This is a genomic window from Lentilactobacillus curieae (assembly GCF_000785105.2).
In the GTDB taxonomy this organism is placed as follows: domain Bacteria; phylum Bacillota; class Bacilli; order Lactobacillales; family Lactobacillaceae; genus Lentilactobacillus; species Lentilactobacillus curieae.
Genome location: NZ_CP018906.1, coordinates 932,411 through 949,259, shown reverse-complemented (window position 1 = coordinate 949,259; position 16,849 = coordinate 932,411). Strand labels below are relative to the sequence as shown.

Sequence of the window (16,849 nt, the reverse complement as noted above, 5' to 3'; positions counted from 1 at the left end):
TCGGCAATGGTTAATAACTAGAATCCATTATCTTCTAGTGAGTGGTGTACTTTTTGTACACAAGCTGGGTGGTACCACGGTAGTTTACAATCGTCCCTATTGCATTTATTTGCAGTAGGGACTTTTTTTATGGAGAAAGGATGTTGGATATGGAATTTACAAGTAATGGGGGCATTGTTCGATACTAAACCTCAACTTTTATTTCACGCTACTAAATTAAAAAAGTGAGGTTATCACAATGGAAAAATCAAAAATCAGTTTACGACAAGCAATTATTGTATTAATTATTATTTTAGCAATTATGGGTACTGGAGTTATTGGGCTAAAGCTTTCTCCCCAAGTGCCAGTTTTACTAGCAATTACCGTGACAATTTTTTGGGCCAAGTTTTCTGGCTTTACCTGGGATTCAATCAATGATGGTATTAAGGACGGTATTGATAAGGGAATCATCCCCATCGTTATCTTCATTCTAATCGGGGCAATGATCAGTACCTGGATTGCCGCTGGCACAATTCCAACTTTGATGGTAATCGGATTTAAAGCAATCAATGCTCAGTGGTTCTTACCGACTGTATTCTTAGTTTGTTCATTAGTTGGTGCAGCAGTTGGTAGTTGCTTTACAGTTGTTTCAACAGTCGGCATCGCCTTCTTTGGAATTGGCGTTACCATGAACTTCAACCCAGCTATCGTAGCGGGCGCAATTGTTGCCGGTGGTGTCTTTGGTGATAAACTCTCACCGCTTTCAGAAACTAACAACTTAGCAGCAGCTGTTGTTGATACTGACCTATTTGATCACATGAAAACGATTCTTTGGTCAACCTTACCTGCTGCTTTAATCTCCACCATTTTATTCACCATTCTCAGCGGCGGTCACAGCGGTGCCAACATGAGCAAAATTAACAGCACTGTCAGTGCTCTCTCAAGCGATTTCCACATCTCCGCATTATCATTAATTCCAATCGTATTAGTCTTCGCATGTGCCGCAATTAAAATGGCAGCCGTGCCTACCATGCTACTGAACATTCTTGTCTCAACAGTAATGATGTTCTTCAATAACCCAAGCTTAACAATCAGCAAAGCCACAGACATTATTACCAACGGTTTTGTTGCCAAAACTTCTAACAGCGAAGTTAACCTGCTACTATCACGTGGTGGAATTGTTAGCATGATGCCAACTGTTGCCCTAATCGTCTTAACCCTTTCACTAGGTGGCCTGTTAGTCCACTTTGGTTTAATCAGTGCCGTAATGGATCCCCTCTCAACTAAGTTGAATAAGCCATCAAAGCTTGTAGCATCAGCACTCGCTACTTGTATCGGGGTAAACATCTTCGTTGGTGAACAATTCCTATCAATCATCCTTCCTGGACGAGCATTCAAAAAATCATTTAATCAAGGAAACCTAAAGAGTGGTGCACTTGGTCGGGTACTTGAAGATGGTGGAACTGTTCTCAATTACCTAGTTCCTTGGGGTGTTGGTGGTGTGTTCATTGCTAACACATTAGGAGTACCAACCATTCAATACCTACCATTCGTATTCTTTAGCCTATTATGCCCTGTCTTTTCACTTATTAGTGGATTTACCGGAATCGGATTAAAGACTATCGACAAAGCTGAAAAGCCTGCGACTCAAAGTACGGTAGCTTCTGAAGGTTAATTACGTTAAATAACTTGATATTTTTGGTCAAAAAAAGCGAGTAGAAATTAAATTAATTTCTACTCGTTTTTTTATAATTTATTATCTTCCATTACCTTTTGCGTGTACATTTCCAAATCATTAATTGCTTCATCTCTTTCAGGCGACTCTTCATCCACAATCGAGTGCAGTTTTTGTTGAGCAACTGCCCAGTAAACTAAATTATCCGTAATTGGCAATATATCTCGTAAAATACTAAAATCAAAACTTGCCCCATTTTCTTGGCGCATATTCAAATAATTATTGTAGTCAGTAACAATTTCAGTTGTAGCACCAGATACCTTAGCTCTGGCTTCAATTATTACGAAATGAGACACTCGGTTTGCTTCAAACAGTTGCTGCCGCAAAGTCTCAATCTTATCCTTGTCTAAACTTACCGTCACGTTGCTACCCCCTATTTGCGTTAATTACGCCAATCGACTCATTTATATGCCTGTGGTCTGCTAAAATCTCGTTGATAAAGTTCGCTAAACTAGCGTATGTCAACACGCCATTTGGCATCGGTTGACCTTCAGCAAATAATGACAACGCTGACTGAGATCCATCAACCATTTTTCCAGCTCTAATAATAGAATACGGAATTTCGGCCTCATCAACAATCTTTGCCGAATATCTTTGTTGTTTTATAAACTCTTTAACGTCATCAACGCCCTCGTACTCTCTACCACCAACCACTTCATTATCAATTCCAGAATAAGTCACCATTACAAAATGGTCAATAACCACACCAGAATCAAAAATAGCATCAAATAGTTGATCAAAGTATAAATCACTGTCACTTGGTCCCAACACAGTCACAATTTCACTAACACCACTGAGTTGGCTATTATAATCGGTCTCACTATTAAAATCACCCTGAAAAACGTGAACTTCATAATCCGAAGTTTTCATTTCTCGTTCGATTTCCTGAGTAGCCTTATCATTTTCACTTATAATAAGTAGTTTTTTCATTTTTTCTCCCTAACATTTGGACTTTTATTTATTATTGGCATACATTTATGGTGTAACTTTAGTTACGTTGAATATCATAAGGAGGAACTACAATGACTAAAGAAATTTATATTGGTAGCTCAACCGTAAAAACCACTCCGCTTGGTCTGGGAACTAATGCTGTTGGTGGCCACAACCTATTTCCGAACTTGGATGAACAAGCCGGAATCGACTCTGTCAAAGCTGCGCTTGATAACGGAATTAAGTTGCTCGATACAGCCTACGTATATGGATTAGGTCGGTCAGAAGAGTTAATTGGCCAAGCAATCAAAGACTATGACCGTTCTCAAATAACAATCGCCACAAAGGGTGCCCAAATCATCCAAGATGGTAAACAAACTCTTTCTAATGATCCAGAATTTTTAAAAAAGAGTGTTGAAGAAAGTCTTGAACGACTCCAAACAGATTACATTGATATATTTTACATTCATTTTCCAGATGAAAACACCCCTAAAGATGAAGCAGTAGCTGCACTGAACGAATTAAAGCAGGCTGGTAAGATCAAAGCTATTGGAGTATCCAACTTCTCACTCGAACAAATTAAAGAAGCCAATAAAAATGGCCAGGTCGATGTTGTTGAAGATCAATATAGTATGGTTGAACGGAGTGCGGAACAAAAATTATTCCCATATCTTCGTGAAAACAATATTTCTTTTGTACCTTATTTTCCACTCGCTTCGGGACTATTAACCGGTAAATACAGTAATGAAGCTTTAGATTTTGCTGAAGGTGATATTAGGGCTGAAGATCCTAATTTTCAAGGTACTCGGTTCAATGCAATCACTGATGCAGTGAACAGCTTGAAACCAATTGCAGAGAATCATAATGCAACAATTGCCCAAGTCGTATTGGCTTGGTACATTAAGAACCCCGACGTTGCCGTTGTTATTCCAGGAGCAAAACGCCCTGAACAGGTAAAAAGCAACGCTAAATCGTTAGCAGTTAGTTTATCTGACGAAGAATATAATTCCATCGACAATGCATTTAAGAGTTTTAATTAAAGCACCTCTGAACCTTAACATTGATGAAAATCAACGTTAAGGTTTTTATTTGTAGAAAGTGCCACGTTAATCCAAAAACTTGGTAAATAATTCGGTTATTGAACGAACAATCGGATAATGGTAATATATATACGTTCTTGTTTTAGCTATTATCCGAACTATATTAAAGGAGCTGTCTTCAATGTCATCAATTAGTAAGTTCTTCGACTTTGAAAATCGCCACACTAATTTCAAAACCGAAACATTAGCCGGAATCACCACATTCGTTTCCATGGTGTACATTTTGTTTGTTAACCCAAACATCTTGGGTGCATCAGGAATCGATAAGGGTGCTGTCTTCACAGCAACCGCATTAGCCTCAGCATTTGGCTGTTTTGTAATGGGTGTTCTTGCTAATTACCCAATTGCAATTTCTGCTAGTTTGGGCCAAAACGCATTCTTTGCATACTCTGTTTGTATTGGAATGAAGGTTCCTTGGGAAACTGCCCTCGCTGGCGTTTTCGCCGCTTCATTGATCTTCGTTATTTTAACTGCAACTAAAGTTCGTGAACGAATCATCGATGCCATCCCCGCTGATTTAAAATCAGCTATCGGTGGTGGGATTGGATTATTCATAGCCTTAATTGGTTTATCAGAAGGTGGAATTGTTGCTGCCAACAAGGACTCAATTATTGGCCTTGGTCACCTTTCCGGAACCACCTGGTTAACGATTTTTGGGCTACTGGTTACCTTAATTTTAATGAGTATGAAAGTTCCAGGTGCCATCTTTATTGGAATGGTTCTTAACTCAATTCTGGGATTATTTACTGGTTTAATTCCAATGCCTCACCAAATTGTTTCAGCAATGCCTAGCCTTAAACCAACATTTGGAGTGGCAATTTCTCACATTGGCGACATTAACTCAGTTCAGTTAGTAGTTGTTGTTCTGACCTTCTTGTTGGTTACCTTCTTTGATACTGCAGGTACCCTGGTTGGTTTGGCAGAACAAGCTGGTTTTATTAAAAACAACAAGATTCCCAACGTTGGTAAAGCCCTAGTCGCTGACTCATCAACCATGTTGGTGGGTTCAGTGTTAGGAACTTCACCAATGGGTGCCTTCGTTGAATCATCTGCCGGAATTGCTATTGGTGGCCGGACCGGATTTACCACCATCGTCGTTGGAATCTTATTCGTCCTTGGTGCCTTCTTCTCACCAATGCTTGGTGTAATTACTAGCCAAGTTACCGCTCCAGCATTAATTATCGTTGGGGTATTAATGGCTCAAGCGCTTAAAAACGTTCATTGGGATCAATTTGAAATCGCTGCACCAGCATTTATCACACTAGTAGGAATGCCATTCACTTACAGTATTGCTGACGGAATTGCTCTTGGATTTATTACTTACCCAATTACAATGATTGCAGCAAAACGTGGTAAGGAAGTTAGTCCAATGATGTACGCATTGGCAGTAATCTTCGTTATCTTCCTTTGGATTCTCGAATCCTAATCATATGTCATTTTGACCACATAAATGTTTTGGGGTAAAGTTAATTGGTTAGACAATAACTGAATAGATAAAGGAAGGAATTTAGCAATGAATTCTAAGATCAATTTTTTCGGCATCGATAGCCTGATCGACATCGTAAAGGCTGCCGTTGTCGCTGCACTCTATATCGTGTTAACCACGACGGTCTTTGCAGCCTTTAGTTTTGGCCCCATCCAATTTCGTTTCGCCGAAGGGCTTAACAACTTAGTTCCCTTCAACAAGCGGTACATCGTTGCCATCACCTTAGGATGCTTTATCTCTAACATGATGTCTTCTTTGGGGCCGGTCGATATGATTTTCGGAACTTTCGAAACATTTATCACATTAGTTACGATCCACTTTGTAACTAAGAAAATGAGCAGTTTGCCTTTAAAACTGGTCATATCAGTATTAATCGGAACTTTTTACATGTTCATCATTGCCTTTGAAATCGCATTCTTTGGTAGTAGCGCATTTTGGCCTACCTTCTGGAGTTCATACTTAACTACCGGAATTGGCGAGTTTGTCACTATGGGAATCGGTGCGGTGATCTTGTACTTTGTTAACATGTCCGTTGACTTAAGCAAATAGTATAGAAAAGGGACGCGAAATTCGCGTCCCTTTTCTATACAGCTTTTTGCTGAATTCCGATTCGATATAAACACCAAACCATATTCGGCTCGTATTCAGCCAAAACTTCATCTTGTCGGTCAGCACAGTTGCTTTGATAAACATCCTTAGTCACAATTGAAAATTCATACTTATCTGATTCAAATTTTCTTAGTGCCTCAGCCTTACTATCCACAAATTCCAAATGCAACTTGCGCCCCTGATTAAGACTATATTCCTTTATCAATTCCTTAGTCGATGGATGTAGGACTGCCTCACCATCCTTGCCATCTGGATTTCTAACCAAAACTAAAGGCATAATTGGTAGCTTAAAAACGTCCATAATCTTCAATGTATCCCAATATTTTAAATTATTATCCGCCCAGTTACCATTAGATTGCGCACTTCGATAAGCCACCGGAACTAAAAACAAATCTCCCTGTTCGTCATCCAGTTTACGATAAATATCGTCAAAAGAGTCATGAAGCACCAACTCCGCATCCTCTAAATCCAAGTACATCTCCCGCAAATACATAGCGGCCTTATAACTATCAGTCGTTTCCGGTCCTAATGTATGTAACTTCATCTGCATCGCTCCCTACTTACTCACCTGGCGAATTGCCCCTCAGTTCAACTCATCACCAAATAATTGACCCCTGTAACAAACGCCCCCATATTCTAGCAACCAACTCAAATTATGTAGTCCAAAAATAAAACCCTCGCAAAAGTTCCTGGAATGCGAGGGTTCTCATTTTATAGGAGAGTGCCCGCACAATCATGGTTACAATCTGTACGGACCATTTCACAACAAAGTTTCCTGGTTCGTTCAGATCACCATTCTGAAAAAAACCAAAACTCTGGATTGCTGATATTCAATTGAGTTGTCATGGCTGCTATCATGATTAAAAACTCCTTAGAATATGTTGAGAATAATATTAATATTATTCGGCAAATAAATCAACCCTTTGAGCAAATAATTTCCTGATTCCAACAAAAAAAGTTCCTCGTCTCACGACGAGGAACTCTGGAAAATGATTCTTGCTACAATGGTGCATTGGTGCTCAGTACTCATGGTGCATCGTACAAATGTTACTTGTGGTTCATGGTGCTTTGGTACTTAAAACAAATTGTACATATGGTACTGTAAACCCTGGTGCTCATGATACATTGTACAAGTGGTGCATGATACAAGTGATACATGTGGCACAAATGAAAGGTTTGACCAATCAGTGACTCTGTTGAGTCGTTATTAAATAAATCATGTTCTTCTGTTTAATCCGGCAGACTACGAGGATCCAAATACGTTGATTTGGTAATACACAAAGTCGCTATATCCTTCGTCTGTCAAACAGGTGATTAGTCATTCACCTTTCACCGTTATAATATAAAATTTTGATTAAAACAGCAAGCATTTTGCTCTATAAAATTGGTGATAATAATCTGGAAAATGTCTGCTTGAATTTAAGCCATGATGACTGCTTTTTAAACATTTCTGGAGTCTGTAAAGTACTTCTATCCATATCATTTACAAAAATGTTTTTTAATTCAGTTGCGACCTTCTCGTCATAAATGAACGAATTGATTTCAAAGTTAAGTTTGAAACTCCGATAATCCATGTTTGCCGACCCAACAGAAGCCATGCTATCGTCGATAACCATTGTCTTAGCGTGCATAAAGCCGTTGTCATAGTAATAGACTTTAATGCCCTCCTCAGCTAACTGACGGGCATAATATTGCGTTGCTCGGTACACAAATGGGTGGTCAGGCATTGATGGAACCATGATACGGACGTCAACTCCTGATGAAGCAGCAATCCTCAACGCATCCAGGACACTATCATCAGGTATCAAATATGGCGATTGAATGTAACAGTAATCCCTTGCAAGGGTAATTAGCTTGATATATCCCATTTTAATTTGTTGCAGGTCAGAATCTGGTCCACTAGAAACAATCTGCATGTTAACTGAGCCCTTAGTCGTTGTAACTGGGAAGTACTTTGGATCAACTTTGTCCTCATTAATGAGTGATGTAGGACTAGTGGCATTCCAATCCAAAATAAATCTGGCTTGCAGTCCGAAAACTCCGGAGCCAATGATTCTCATATGAGTATCACGCCAATTGCCAAATTTCTTTTTTCTCCCAAGGTACTGATCACCGATGTTAAACCCACCGGTATAGCCAATCATCCCATCGACCACGATAATCTTTCTATGGTCACGAAAGTTAAGACGGAAGTCCAAAATAACAGACCTAGTGTTTAAGAATGGGTAAGCGTGACCACCAGCATCATTTAGTGGTTTGAAAAATTTCCTAGTTGTTCCCATTGAACCCCAAGAATCGTAAATGACACGAACTTCGACACCTTCCTGAGCTTTTTTAACCAACAGGTCTAGAATTTCGTTACCAAGTTTGTCATTATAGAAGGTATAAAATTCAATATGAATACTTTTTCTAGCACCTTCGATATCTTCAATCACTCGGTGAAACAGAGATCTGCCATCAGTAAAAATTTTGACCTTATTTTGTCGAGCCAGGAATGACGAACTGGTTTTGCTAAACATGTTAACGGCACTTATGGCACGTTTAGAAATAACATCAGACGCCGTTTTTTGCTCACTACCAAGTTGCCTGCGTTGTTCTTCAAGTCGTTCATCCAGTTGCATCTGAACGTGTGAATGCAATTTGAATAACCGGTTCTTAGGTAGTTTTCGGCCGATAAAGGCGTACGCAATAAATCCAACAACTGGTATAAACACCAGCACTAATAGCCAAGCCCAAATCGCTGCAATATCCCGCTTTTCGCGGAATACTGTTAAAATAGCTAATGCGGCGTTGACCACCACAATAATCTGAAAAATTAATGACCAATCAATATCCATCGTAATACCCCAAAAGTTAAAATATTTGTATGCTGTCAGTATACTCGTTATAGGAGATAAAAATGAACCCATTTATAACATTAATGCGTAGAATGCCAAGACTTCATGGAATTCACCGGATATTTTTCTTCCACCTGATTTTTAGAGAACAGCCACTCATTGGCTGGGCAATTTTAGTTGCCGTTGTCCTGTTTCTAATTTACCGCTATGTGAACCGGAGATAAATATAGATGTAAACCAATGGTTGCTTACGCATCTAACCAATTCAAGGTATACTGATACCAATTGATTTTGGGAGATGAAAGTAGTGGAAACATATTCAATTAAAAAGAGTTCTGTAGTAATATACACAATTTTGATTGTGGTAGCTGTTGGCGTTCCATTAATAAATTTTGGGATTACTATTTCCAACTACACAATTTCTGGATTCTCGTTGACTAGCTTTATGTTTATAGCTAAATACTTAATTGTTGAAACATTCTTATTTATTATAAGTTCCATGTTTGCCCAACGCCTCGCCGTTGGGATTATTACCTTTCCCTTCGTTATCTTTCCAGTACTTGCCTTTATTCAAATGATCACTGCTCTGTTAAAACTAGACTTCTTTACTACTATCATTTCGCTGGTGTTTACTCTAATTTATGCTGTTCCACTATACTTGCTCCTTGGCCTCGCACTGACTACTGTTGATGACACGCAATTCCAACAAAGTTCTAGTCATTGGCAGCGTTGGCTTTTGTCGTTTAAGAAGCACCTGATAGTATGGTGGAAACCAATTATTGGGTTTGCGGTTTTTGCTGCACTAGTGTTTTCAGTGATTGAGAAGAAATAATAAAAATATAAATTTTATAATTCCTCCCGGGTGTACAATCAGCTTAACAACACTTCTGGGAGGTTTTCTTATGTCTTTTACAAAACACAGTTCATGTACCACTGTACTGGTTGGTAAAGCAGCCAGTTTTGACGGTTCAACCATTATTGCCCGTAACGAGGATGCTGGTGGCTCGGTTAATCCCAAGCGCTTCGAAGTTGTCCAACCGGATGATCAACCTCGTGACTATGTAGCCAAGGAAAGTGGCTTTAAAATCACCCTTCCTGACAACCCATTACGCTACACTTCAACTCCAGATGCTGCAGATGACGGCGTTTGGGGCGAAGCTGGCGTAAACAGCAAAAACATTGCGATGAGCGCAACGGAAACCATTACCACAAACCCCCGAGTTCTCGGTGCTGATCCCTTAGTTGCTGACGGCGTTGGTGAAGAGGATTTGCTAACCGTAACACTGCCTTACATAAGCTCCGCAAGAGAGGGTGTTCTCCGGGTTGGTGAAATCCTGGAAAATCATGGTACTTATGAATCAAACGGGATTATCTTTTCAGATAAAGATGAAGTCTGGTATATGGAAACTGCCGGCGGTCATCACTGGGTTGCCCAACGAGTGCCCGACGATGCATTTGTAATCGCCCCAAACCAGACCGGAATTCAAGAAGTAGATTTTGCTGATAAAGATAACTTTATGTACTCAGCTGACCTAAAGAAGTTTGCGGAGAATCATAATTTAAACCTAGGAACCGGATTTAATTTTCGCGAAATCTTCGGGTCTCATTCACAACTAGATCATCACTACAACACTCCAAGAGCATGGTTTGCTCAACGTTATTTAAACCCTGAGCTAGTTGAAGGTAAAGGACCAATGAGTGATGACTTAGATTTTATCTGCCACGCCCCCAGAAAAATCACAATTGAAGACATTAAATACATTTTGGGGTCACACTATCAAGACACCCAATATGACCCATTTGGTAAGGACGCAATGGAGCCAACCAAGTTCAGGCCAATCGGAATTAACAGAAACCAAGAACTTTCTATTATCCAAATCAGACCCAATGTCCCAGATAGTATCGCAGCCATTCAATGGTTAGCCCTTGCCACTAACCCATTCAACACGTTGGTTCCATTTTTCACGAACGTCAACAACACACCTGCCTATTTCAGGGACACGACAACCACTGCATCAACTAGTAGTGCTTACTGGACTAATCGAATTATCTCGGTGATCGCTGCTGATCATTATCAGTCACTAATCGCTGACATTGAAGATTACCAAGAAAAAACGCTAGGATATGGACATCATCGAGTAGAAACAATTTCTAGTAGCTCCATGACTGACTCAAGCATGGTTACACAAGAACTTACAAATGAAAACCAAGCAACAGCTGATCACATTGAAAATGCTACTAATGAGTTGCTCACCAAGCTAGTTACCAAGGCGGCTGGTGAGGTTAAGGGTGCTTTTAGTCATGACTTGTATTAGGGAGTTCTACAGAAATCTTTAATCCAGTCGTCACTAGTTGCTTCACGTGGCAAATACCTAGATAAAAAAGGCGTGATTAATTTCAAAATTGAAATTATCACGCCTTTTTTAAGTGTAGCTAGTTATACACTAACTCACAATCATTTTTATTCAGTCTTCCCGACCAACTTTTACTTAGTCCCAATCCTTCTTATCGCGATCATTGTAATCAAACCCATGATGATGGAACCCTGGATGTCCAAAGGGACCAAAGTGCATTTCTTTTGCGCGTTTTCTGAATTCTTGCTTCAACTCATTGCGTTCTTCTCTGGACATATCCCGCCAATCACGGTCGAACATTTCACTTCTCAGTCTTTGAATCTCTTCAAACCTTTCAGTCGGATCTGTGAACTTAGCTGATTTTTCTTTGAAATCGTCTGACCAACCAGCAGCAATCTTATCTAAGTATTCACCTAGACTAGACTTTTCTTGATTAGAAAGCCCAGCAAAAAACCGATTGCTAAATTCATCATCCGAATCACTACTTTCAACTATTTTTTCTTTACCTGCATCAGTTAGGTAAACTCGCTTAATCCGCCCGTCACTTTCGTCGGCTTCACGTTTCACATCCCCATCCGCTTCCATTTTCTTAATCATTTCTGCTAGGGAACTTGGTCGAACATCCAATATTTCAGCCAATTGGCTCTGCATCATGCCATTTTCCTTACCCAAAATGTTAATAATTCTCTGGCGTCCTGAGAAACGTTTCTTGTTTTTAGTTGCAAAGCTCACACTAGCTCGCCCGATAAACTGTAGTTTTTTAATTAGGTCCATAGAATTTAGTTCCATGGTAAGTCCCTCTTTCTGTGTTAAAAATAGTTAGGTGCCTAACTTGATTTTAAGTATACTTAGGTGCCTAACTAATGTCAACGAAAAAGTTTTATTTGCCAACAAATGCTGGTATAACAGCAAAGGATGGCGATTACCAACAGTCTTTAGATTAAAATTAAAGAAAAAAGTTGACATTTCTTTAATCAGCTTTTAATATTATCAGCAACAATTAATTCGTCCATATAAACCGTTGATGTGGAGATCAAGATCATTGTGCACGTAAAGAGAGTTGCCGTCGCTGAGAATGCAGCCGAATGCAGATGATTAAATGGACCACTGAGGGTTTCTCTGAAAGTATTACGAGTATGGGAAAACGTACAGACATACGTCAGTTGTCGGGGAGATGATAGTCTCTCGCTAAGGGTGATTATTTGGCAAGTTTATTTGTGTAACTCCAAGTAATCAAATTAAGGTGGCACCGCGGAAATTCCGTCCTTAACAACAAAGTTTGTTATGGGCGGATTTTTTTATTCTCAAAAAGCGGAGGTCATTCACATGAAACAAAATCCTGGAAAACGATGGCAGGCCAATCATTTATAGTTCGTTACTCACTCACATTAGGAGGAATTATTATGATTAAAGAAGCCATTGAAAAAGTTACTAACCACAACGACCTAACATTTAAAGAAAGCCAAGCTGTTCTAGATGAAATTATGAATGGCCAAACTAGTGAAATCGAAACTGCCAGCCTACTCACAGCGCTAGCATCTAAACATGAAACTATTGATGAAATTGCCGGTGCCGCAGAATCAATGAGATCACACGCACTAGCCTTCCCTAAAGTAGACAACGTGTTAGAAATTGTTGGTACTGGTGGCGACCATGCCAATACGTTCAACATCTCAACGACAAGTGCAATCGTCCTTGCAGCTGCAGGAGTCAAAGTTGCTAAGCACGGAAATCGAGCTGCCTCATCAAAGAGCGGTGCCGCCGATGTGCTAGAAGCATTAGGATTGAACATTAACCAAACTCCTTCAGAGTCATTCACCAGTTTACAAACCGCAAACCTATGTTTCCTATTTGCCCAGGAATATCACAAATCCATGAAGTATGTGGCTCCTGTTAGAAAAGCGTTGGGAATCCGCACCATTTTCAATATCCTTGGACCACTTGCTAATCCTGCCAAGCCCACTACTCAACTCCTGGGTGTTTATGACAAGAACCTGATGAAACCACTTGCTAAGGTTTTGGCAAGACTCGGTGTTAAGCATGCATTGGTAGTCCACGGTGCTGATGGTCTCGACGAGGTTACTACAACTGGTAAGACCTATGTAGTAGAAGTTACAGGTGACAAACTTGCCGAATACACCGTAACTCCGGAAGACTTCGGTTTACCATTAGCGGATCAGGACGATTTAGTTGGCGGAACCCCCGCAGAAAATGCCCAAATTACCAGAGACATTCTCTCTGGTGTAAAGGGGCCTAAACGCGAAACCGTAATCATGAATGCTGGGATGGCAATCCATACTGCTAATCCTGAAATCTCAATCGCAAACGGAATCAAAATCGCCACAGAAACCATCGACAGTGGTAAGGCAATTACTAAATTAAATGAATTAATTCACCTTTCCAAAAAGGATGTGGTCGCATGATTTTAGACGACCTTGTGGATGCAACCAATAAAAGGATTAAAGATCATGAAAGTCGGATTCCGCTTAAAGAACTACAAACTACCGCCAAAAATTTAAAAACGATAAGTGGTTTTAAAACCACTCTCGAAAATCCTGGGCTTCACGTTATCGCTGAAATCAAACAGGCATCACCTTCAAAAGGGATCATCGTAGAAGACTTCCCCTACCTACAAATTGCTCGTGAGTACCGTAACGCAAAGGTTGATGCAATTTCCGTACTCACAGAACCACACTACTTTCACGGTAAGTTAACCTACCTTAGGGAGGTTTCCGAACATGTGCCTACGCCCGTCCTCCGTAAAGATTTTACAATTAACGAATACATGATTTACGAGGCTAAAGCAAATGGAGCAAGTGTGATTTTACTAATCGTAGCAATCCTAAGTGACCAGCAACTTGAGCAATATCGTAACCTTGCTGAATCACTCGGAATGGATGCCATCGTGGAAGCTCACGATGAAAGCGAAGTGCACAGAGCAATCAAATCCGGTGCCAAAATCATTGGTATCAATAATCGCAACCTGAAAAACTTCACGGTTAATTTTAAAAATAGCATCCACTTAAAGAAACTAATTCCAAATAACATCCTGACCATTTCTGAAAGTGGCATAAAGACACAAAAGGATGTCGACGAGTTACGAGATGCAGGATTTAACGCAATTTTAGTTGGCGAGACCTTGATGCGGTCAACCAACAAGGAACAATTGATTCGACAGTTCAAGAAGGTGGAATAATGACTAAAGTAAAGATTTGTGGTCTGATGACGGCCGCTGATGTGAATGCAGTCAACTCTGCCCAACCTGATTACGCAGGCTTCGTCTTTGCTCGCGGGCGCCATCAACTTGATAAACAAAAAGCAGCTAAGCTAAAAAGGATTCTTGATAACAAAATTCAAGCGGTTGGGGTCTTTATAGACACCCCCGCATCAGAAATCATTGATCTATTTAACGCAGGAATTATTTCTGTAGCCCAGTTGCATGGATACGGTAACCAAGAAATGATTGGTCAGCTTAGAACGGCTGGAATAGTAACAATCCGTGTCTTTGTTAACGAACCAATAAACGCAAACCTAAACGCAAACTTTTCAATGATTGATTCCGGTTACGGTAGTGGCAATCTGCTAAACTTGGACAACCTAAACGTTGATCACACCGTTTTCTTAGCTGGCGGATTAACGCCAATTAACGTTAGCCAAGCAATAAATAAGATTCATCCATTTGCGGTAGACGTTTCGTCCGGAGTCGAAACCGATGGCAAAAAAGATCCAGAAAAAATTAACGAATTTATCAAACAAGTAAAGAGGAGTGATTCATATGCAAGAACTCAAACAAACTAAACCCGGTATTTATGGGAACGGCCTTGGTGGCCAATACATTCCGGAAACATTAATGTCAGAACTTGAAAAAGTAAACGCAGAATTTGAAAAGATCAAGACCGACGATGAATTTCAAGCCGAACTTCATGACTTGCTCGTAAACTACGCAAACCGGCCATCATTGCTCTACTACGCAAAGAACATGACCGAAGACCTTGGTGGAGCCAAAATTTATCTGAAGCGCGAAGATTTAAACCACACAGGTGCCCACAAAATCAACAACGTAATCGGCCAAGCCTTAATGGCAAAACACATGGGCAAAAAACGATTGATTGCTGAAACTGGAGCCGGTCAACACGGAGTGGCAACAGCAACCATCGCCACTTTACTAGGCATGGAATGTGAAATATTCATGGGCAAAATGGACACTGATCGGCAAAAACTTAACGTCTATCGAATGGAACTTCTTGGCGCAAAAGTCCACCCGGTAACTACAGGATCGATGGTTCTAAAAGACGCTGTTAACGCCACTTTACAGGAATGGGCATCTCGGTGTGAGGACACCTTCTACGTGATGGGATCTGCCGTTGGCCCTCACCCATACCCCGAAATGGTCAAATACTTCCAAAGCGTAATTAGCAAGGAGTCTAAAGCTCAACTACAAGCTAAAGAAAACCGGCTACCAGATGCAGTTGTTGCCTGTGTTGGTGGTGGTAGCAACGCAATTGGAAGTTTTGCAGATTACATCAAAAATCCTGAAGTTCAGTTGATTGGTGTGGAAGCTGCTGGTAAGGGTGTAAACACTTCCCAAACTGCAGCAACAATTGAAAAAGGCTCCGTGGGAATCTTCCACGGGATGAAATCAATGTTCCTTCAAAATCAAGACGGTCAGATTGACCAAGTTTACTCAATCTCAGCTGGTCTTGACTACCCTGGAGTTGGCCCTGAACATGCAGCTTTAGCGGATGAAGGTCGTGCTGATTATGTTGGCATTACTGATGATGAAGCAGTTGAAGCATTCGAGTACATTGCCAGAACCGAAGGAATTGTTGCCGCAATTGAAAGTTGCCACGCTGTTGCTTATGTAAAAAAATTAGCTCCTAAAATGGGAAAGGACCAAATTATCGTCTGCACTCTATCGGGTCGTGGAGATAAAGATGTGGCTAGCATCGCTAAATACAAGGGGGTAGATGTAGATGAGTAATTTATCAGATATCTTTAAAAATAAGAAGGCATTCATTCCGTTTGTCGTTGCCGACGATCCCGATTTTGATACCACGGTTAAAAACGTAGTCAGCCTCGCTAATGGTGGTGCAGACATTGTTGAATTAGGAATCCCATTTTCCGACCCCGTCGCCGATGGTCCAGTGATTCAAGCCGCAGATTTAAGAGCCTTCAAGGCCGGCATTACAACTGATAAGGTTTTTGAAATTGTTGAGGCCGTTCGTAAGCTAACTGATGTTCCAATCGTATTTCTAACCTACTTGAATATTCCATTCAAATATGGATTTAACCGTTTTTTGAAACGCTGCTCAGAACTTAACGTCTCTGGTTTAGTTATCCCCGACTTACCACTCGAAAGTCGAGATGAAATTGTACCAACAGCTAACCAGTATGGAATTGACATTATTCCTTTAGTAACCCCTACTTCGGGAAACCGAATCAAAAAAATTGCAGAAGCTGCTACTGGTTTTATCTACGTAGTTTCATCCATGGGAATCACTGGTCAACGGGACAGTTTCTACTCAGGAATTCAAGAACTGGTTGCTGAAATTAGGAAGTACACCAACGTTCCCACAGCAATCGGGTTTGGTGTTCACACCCCTGAACAGGCCGCTCAGATGGCAGAAATTGCAGATGGCGTAATTATAGGCAGTGCGATTGTGGATATTATTGATAAACATGGAATTTCAGCTCCCGAACAAGTGAATCGGTTTGCAGTTTCCGTTTCTGAATCGATTAATCAAGAGGGAACAAAAGCTGCTAAAGCTGTCTAATCACCACATATGAAAAGGAAGCTAAACAATTTTCATTCATGAAAA

17 protein-coding genes are annotated in these 16,849 nt (G+C 40.4%); 12 read left to right on the top strand and 5 right to left on the bottom strand.

Going from position 1 to position 16,849, the window contains the following annotated elements; genetic code table 11:
- Positions 1 to 238 precede the first annotated feature (238 nt).
- Positions 239 to 1,654 carry a Na+/H+ antiporter NhaC gene (nhaC, locus tag PL11_RS04595; RefSeq protein ID WP_035166667.1) on the top strand — a complete coding sequence of 472 codons (1,416 nt, stop codon included), beginning with the start codon at positions 239 to 241 and terminating at the stop codon, positions 1,652 to 1,654.
- Between the two features lie 71 nt (positions 1,655 to 1,725).
- On the opposite strand, the gene PL11_RS04590 is transcribed toward nhaC, so the two are convergent.
- Positions 1,726 to 2,076, bottom strand: coding sequence for a hypothetical protein (locus tag PL11_RS04590; protein ID WP_035166665.1), 351 nt, complete (start codon positions 2,074 to 2,076; stop codon positions 1,726 to 1,728).
- Positions 2,077 to 2,080: 4 nt separating this feature from the next.
- The gene (locus PL11_RS04585) at positions 2,081 to 2,644 is read right to left on the bottom strand and encodes an NAD(P)H-binding protein (RefSeq protein ID WP_035166663.1); all 564 of its coding nucleotides are present in this window, start codon (positions 2,642 to 2,644) and stop codon (positions 2,081 to 2,083) included.
- A gap of 92 nt (positions 2,645 to 2,736) precedes the next feature.
- Between PL11_RS04585 and PL11_RS04580 the strand changes: the two genes are divergently transcribed.
- From PL11_RS04580 to PL11_RS04570, 3 genes are all read left to right on the top strand, one after another.
- Complete coding sequence (locus tag PL11_RS04580; RefSeq protein ID WP_035166662.1) at positions 2,737 to 3,684, top strand: aldo/keto reductase; 948 nt, start codon at positions 2,737 to 2,739, stop codon at positions 3,682 to 3,684.
- Between the two features lie 181 nt (positions 3,685 to 3,865).
- Positions 3,866 to 5,170, top strand: coding sequence for an NCS2 family permease (locus tag PL11_RS04575; RefSeq protein ID WP_035166661.1), 1,305 nt, complete (start codon positions 3,866 to 3,868; stop codon positions 5,168 to 5,170).
- A gap of 87 nt (positions 5,171 to 5,257) precedes the next feature.
- A complete protein-coding gene (locus PL11_RS04570) occupies positions 5,258 to 5,779 on the top strand; it encodes a QueT transporter family protein (protein WP_035166660.1) in 522 nt (173 codons plus the stop codon).
- A 34-nt stretch (positions 5,780 to 5,813) separates the two neighbouring features.
- On the opposite strand, the gene PL11_RS04565 is transcribed toward PL11_RS04570, so the two are convergent.
- Together PL11_RS04565 and cls are read right to left on the bottom strand one after the other, a co-directional pair.
- On the bottom strand, positions 5,814 to 6,383 hold the full coding sequence (locus PL11_RS04565) for a hypothetical protein (RefSeq protein ID WP_035166658.1): 570 nt from the start codon (positions 6,381 to 6,383) through the stop codon (positions 5,814 to 5,816).
- Between the two features lie 832 nt (positions 6,384 to 7,215).
- A complete protein-coding gene (gene cls, locus PL11_RS04560; protein WP_035166656.1) occupies positions 7,216 to 8,676 on the bottom strand; it encodes a cardiolipin synthase in 1,461 nt (486 codons plus the stop codon).
- Positions 8,677 to 8,738: 62 nt separating this feature from the next.
- Between cls and PL11_RS10350 the strand changes: the two genes are divergently transcribed.
- The 3 genes from PL11_RS10350 to PL11_RS04550 all read left to right on the top strand — a co-directional run bounded on the left by PL11_RS10350 (position 8,739) and on the right by PL11_RS04550 (position 10,991).
- Entirely contained in the window at positions 8,739 to 8,900 is a 162-nt protein-coding gene (locus PL11_RS10350; protein ID WP_191982111.1) for a hypothetical protein, read from the top strand.
- Positions 8,901 to 8,983: 83 nt separating this feature from the next.
- Positions 8,984 to 9,508 carry a hypothetical protein gene (locus PL11_RS04555; RefSeq protein ID WP_035166655.1) on the top strand — a complete coding sequence of 175 codons (525 nt, stop codon included), beginning with the start codon at positions 8,984 to 8,986 and terminating at the stop codon, positions 9,506 to 9,508.
- Positions 9,509 to 9,578: 70 nt separating this feature from the next.
- Complete coding sequence (locus PL11_RS04550) at positions 9,579 to 10,991, top strand: C69 family dipeptidase (RefSeq protein WP_035166654.1); 1,413 nt, start codon at positions 9,579 to 9,581, stop codon at positions 10,989 to 10,991.
- Between the two features lie 174 nt (positions 10,992 to 11,165).
- Here PL11_RS04550 and PL11_RS04545 read toward each other — a convergent pair whose 3' ends face one another.
- On the bottom strand, positions 11,166 to 11,819 hold the full coding sequence (locus tag PL11_RS04545; protein ID WP_052127751.1) for a MarR family winged helix-turn-helix transcriptional regulator: 654 nt from the start codon (positions 11,817 to 11,819) through the stop codon (positions 11,166 to 11,168).
- A gap of 614 nt (positions 11,820 to 12,433) precedes the next feature.
- Here PL11_RS04545 and trpD point away from each other — a divergent pair.
- Genes trpD through trpA form a run of 5 tightly spaced genes read left to right on the top strand, consistent with a single transcriptional unit; the run spans position 12,434 to position 16,804 of the window.
- Entirely contained in the window at positions 12,434 to 13,453 is a 1,020-nt protein-coding gene (trpD, locus tag PL11_RS04540; RefSeq protein WP_035166652.1) for an anthranilate phosphoribosyltransferase, read from the top strand.
- Complete coding sequence (trpC, locus tag PL11_RS04535; protein WP_035166651.1) at positions 13,450 to 14,226, top strand: indole-3-glycerol phosphate synthase TrpC; 777 nt, start codon at positions 13,450 to 13,452, stop codon at positions 14,224 to 14,226. The genes trpD and trpC overlap by 4 nt, the downstream gene beginning before the upstream one ends.
- Positions 14,226 to 14,828, top strand: coding sequence for a phosphoribosylanthranilate isomerase (locus PL11_RS04530; RefSeq protein ID WP_035166649.1), 603 nt, complete (start codon positions 14,226 to 14,228; stop codon positions 14,826 to 14,828). The genes trpC and PL11_RS04530 overlap by 1 nt, the downstream gene beginning before the upstream one ends.
- Positions 14,806 to 16,011 (top strand): tryptophan synthase subunit beta, encoded by a 1,206-nt coding sequence (trpB, locus tag PL11_RS04525; protein WP_035166647.1) that lies wholly within the window; start codon positions 14,806 to 14,808, stop codon positions 16,009 to 16,011. Before PL11_RS04530 ends, trpB begins: the two co-directional genes overlap by 23 nt.
- Positions 16,004 to 16,804: a tryptophan synthase subunit alpha gene (gene trpA / locus PL11_RS04520; RefSeq protein WP_035166646.1), complete on the top strand. Its 801-nt coding sequence runs from the start codon at positions 16,004 to 16,006 to the stop codon at positions 16,802 to 16,804. The genes trpB and trpA overlap by 8 nt, the downstream gene beginning before the upstream one ends.
- Positions 16,805 to 16,849: the final 45 nt, after the last annotated feature.

Bases quoted from the DNA above. Each gene is read 5' to 3' on its own strand.
- PL11_RS04585 (WP_035166663.1), bottom strand. From the start codon at position 2,644: ATGAAAAAACTACTTATTATAAGTGAAAATGATAAGGCTACTCAGGAA.
- trpA (WP_035166646.1), top strand. From the start codon at position 16,004: ATGAGTAATTTATCAGATATCTTTAAAAATAAGAAGGCATTCATTCCG.
- PL11_RS04575 (WP_035166661.1), top strand. From the start codon at position 3,866: ATGTCATCAATTAGTAAGTTCTTCGACTTTGAAAATCGCCACACTAAT.
- nhaC (WP_035166667.1), top strand. From the start codon at position 239: ATGGAAAAATCAAAAATCAGTTTACGACAAGCAATTATTGTATTAATT.
- PL11_RS10350 (WP_191982111.1), top strand. From the start codon at position 8,739: ATGAACCCATTTATAACATTAATGCGTAGAATGCCAAGACTTCATGGA.
- trpC (WP_035166651.1), top strand. From the start codon at position 13,450: ATGATTTTAGACGACCTTGTGGATGCAACCAATAAAAGGATTAAAGAT.
- PL11_RS04570 (WP_035166660.1), top strand. From the start codon at position 5,258: ATGAATTCTAAGATCAATTTTTTCGGCATCGATAGCCTGATCGACATC.
- PL11_RS04580 (WP_035166662.1), top strand. From the start codon at position 2,737: ATGACTAAAGAAATTTATATTGGTAGCTCAACCGTAAAAACCACTCCG.
- trpD (WP_035166652.1), top strand. From the start codon at position 12,434: ATGATTAAAGAAGCCATTGAAAAAGTTACTAACCACAACGACCTAACA.
- PL11_RS04550 (WP_035166654.1), top strand. From the start codon at position 9,579: ATGTCTTTTACAAAACACAGTTCATGTACCACTGTACTGGTTGGTAAA.
- PL11_RS04530 (WP_035166649.1), top strand. From the start codon at position 14,226: ATGACTAAAGTAAAGATTTGTGGTCTGATGACGGCCGCTGATGTGAAT.
- PL11_RS04565 (WP_035166658.1), bottom strand. From the start codon at position 6,383: ATGAAGTTACATACATTAGGACCGGAAACGACTGATAGTTATAAGGCC.
- cls (WP_035166656.1), bottom strand. From the start codon at position 8,676: ATGGATATTGATTGGTCATTAATTTTTCAGATTATTGTGGTGGTCAAC.
- trpB (WP_035166647.1), top strand. From the start codon at position 14,806: ATGCAAGAACTCAAACAAACTAAACCCGGTATTTATGGGAACGGCCTT.
- PL11_RS04545 (WP_052127751.1), bottom strand. From the start codon at position 11,819: ATGGAACTAAATTCTATGGACCTAATTAAAAAACTACAGTTTATCGGG.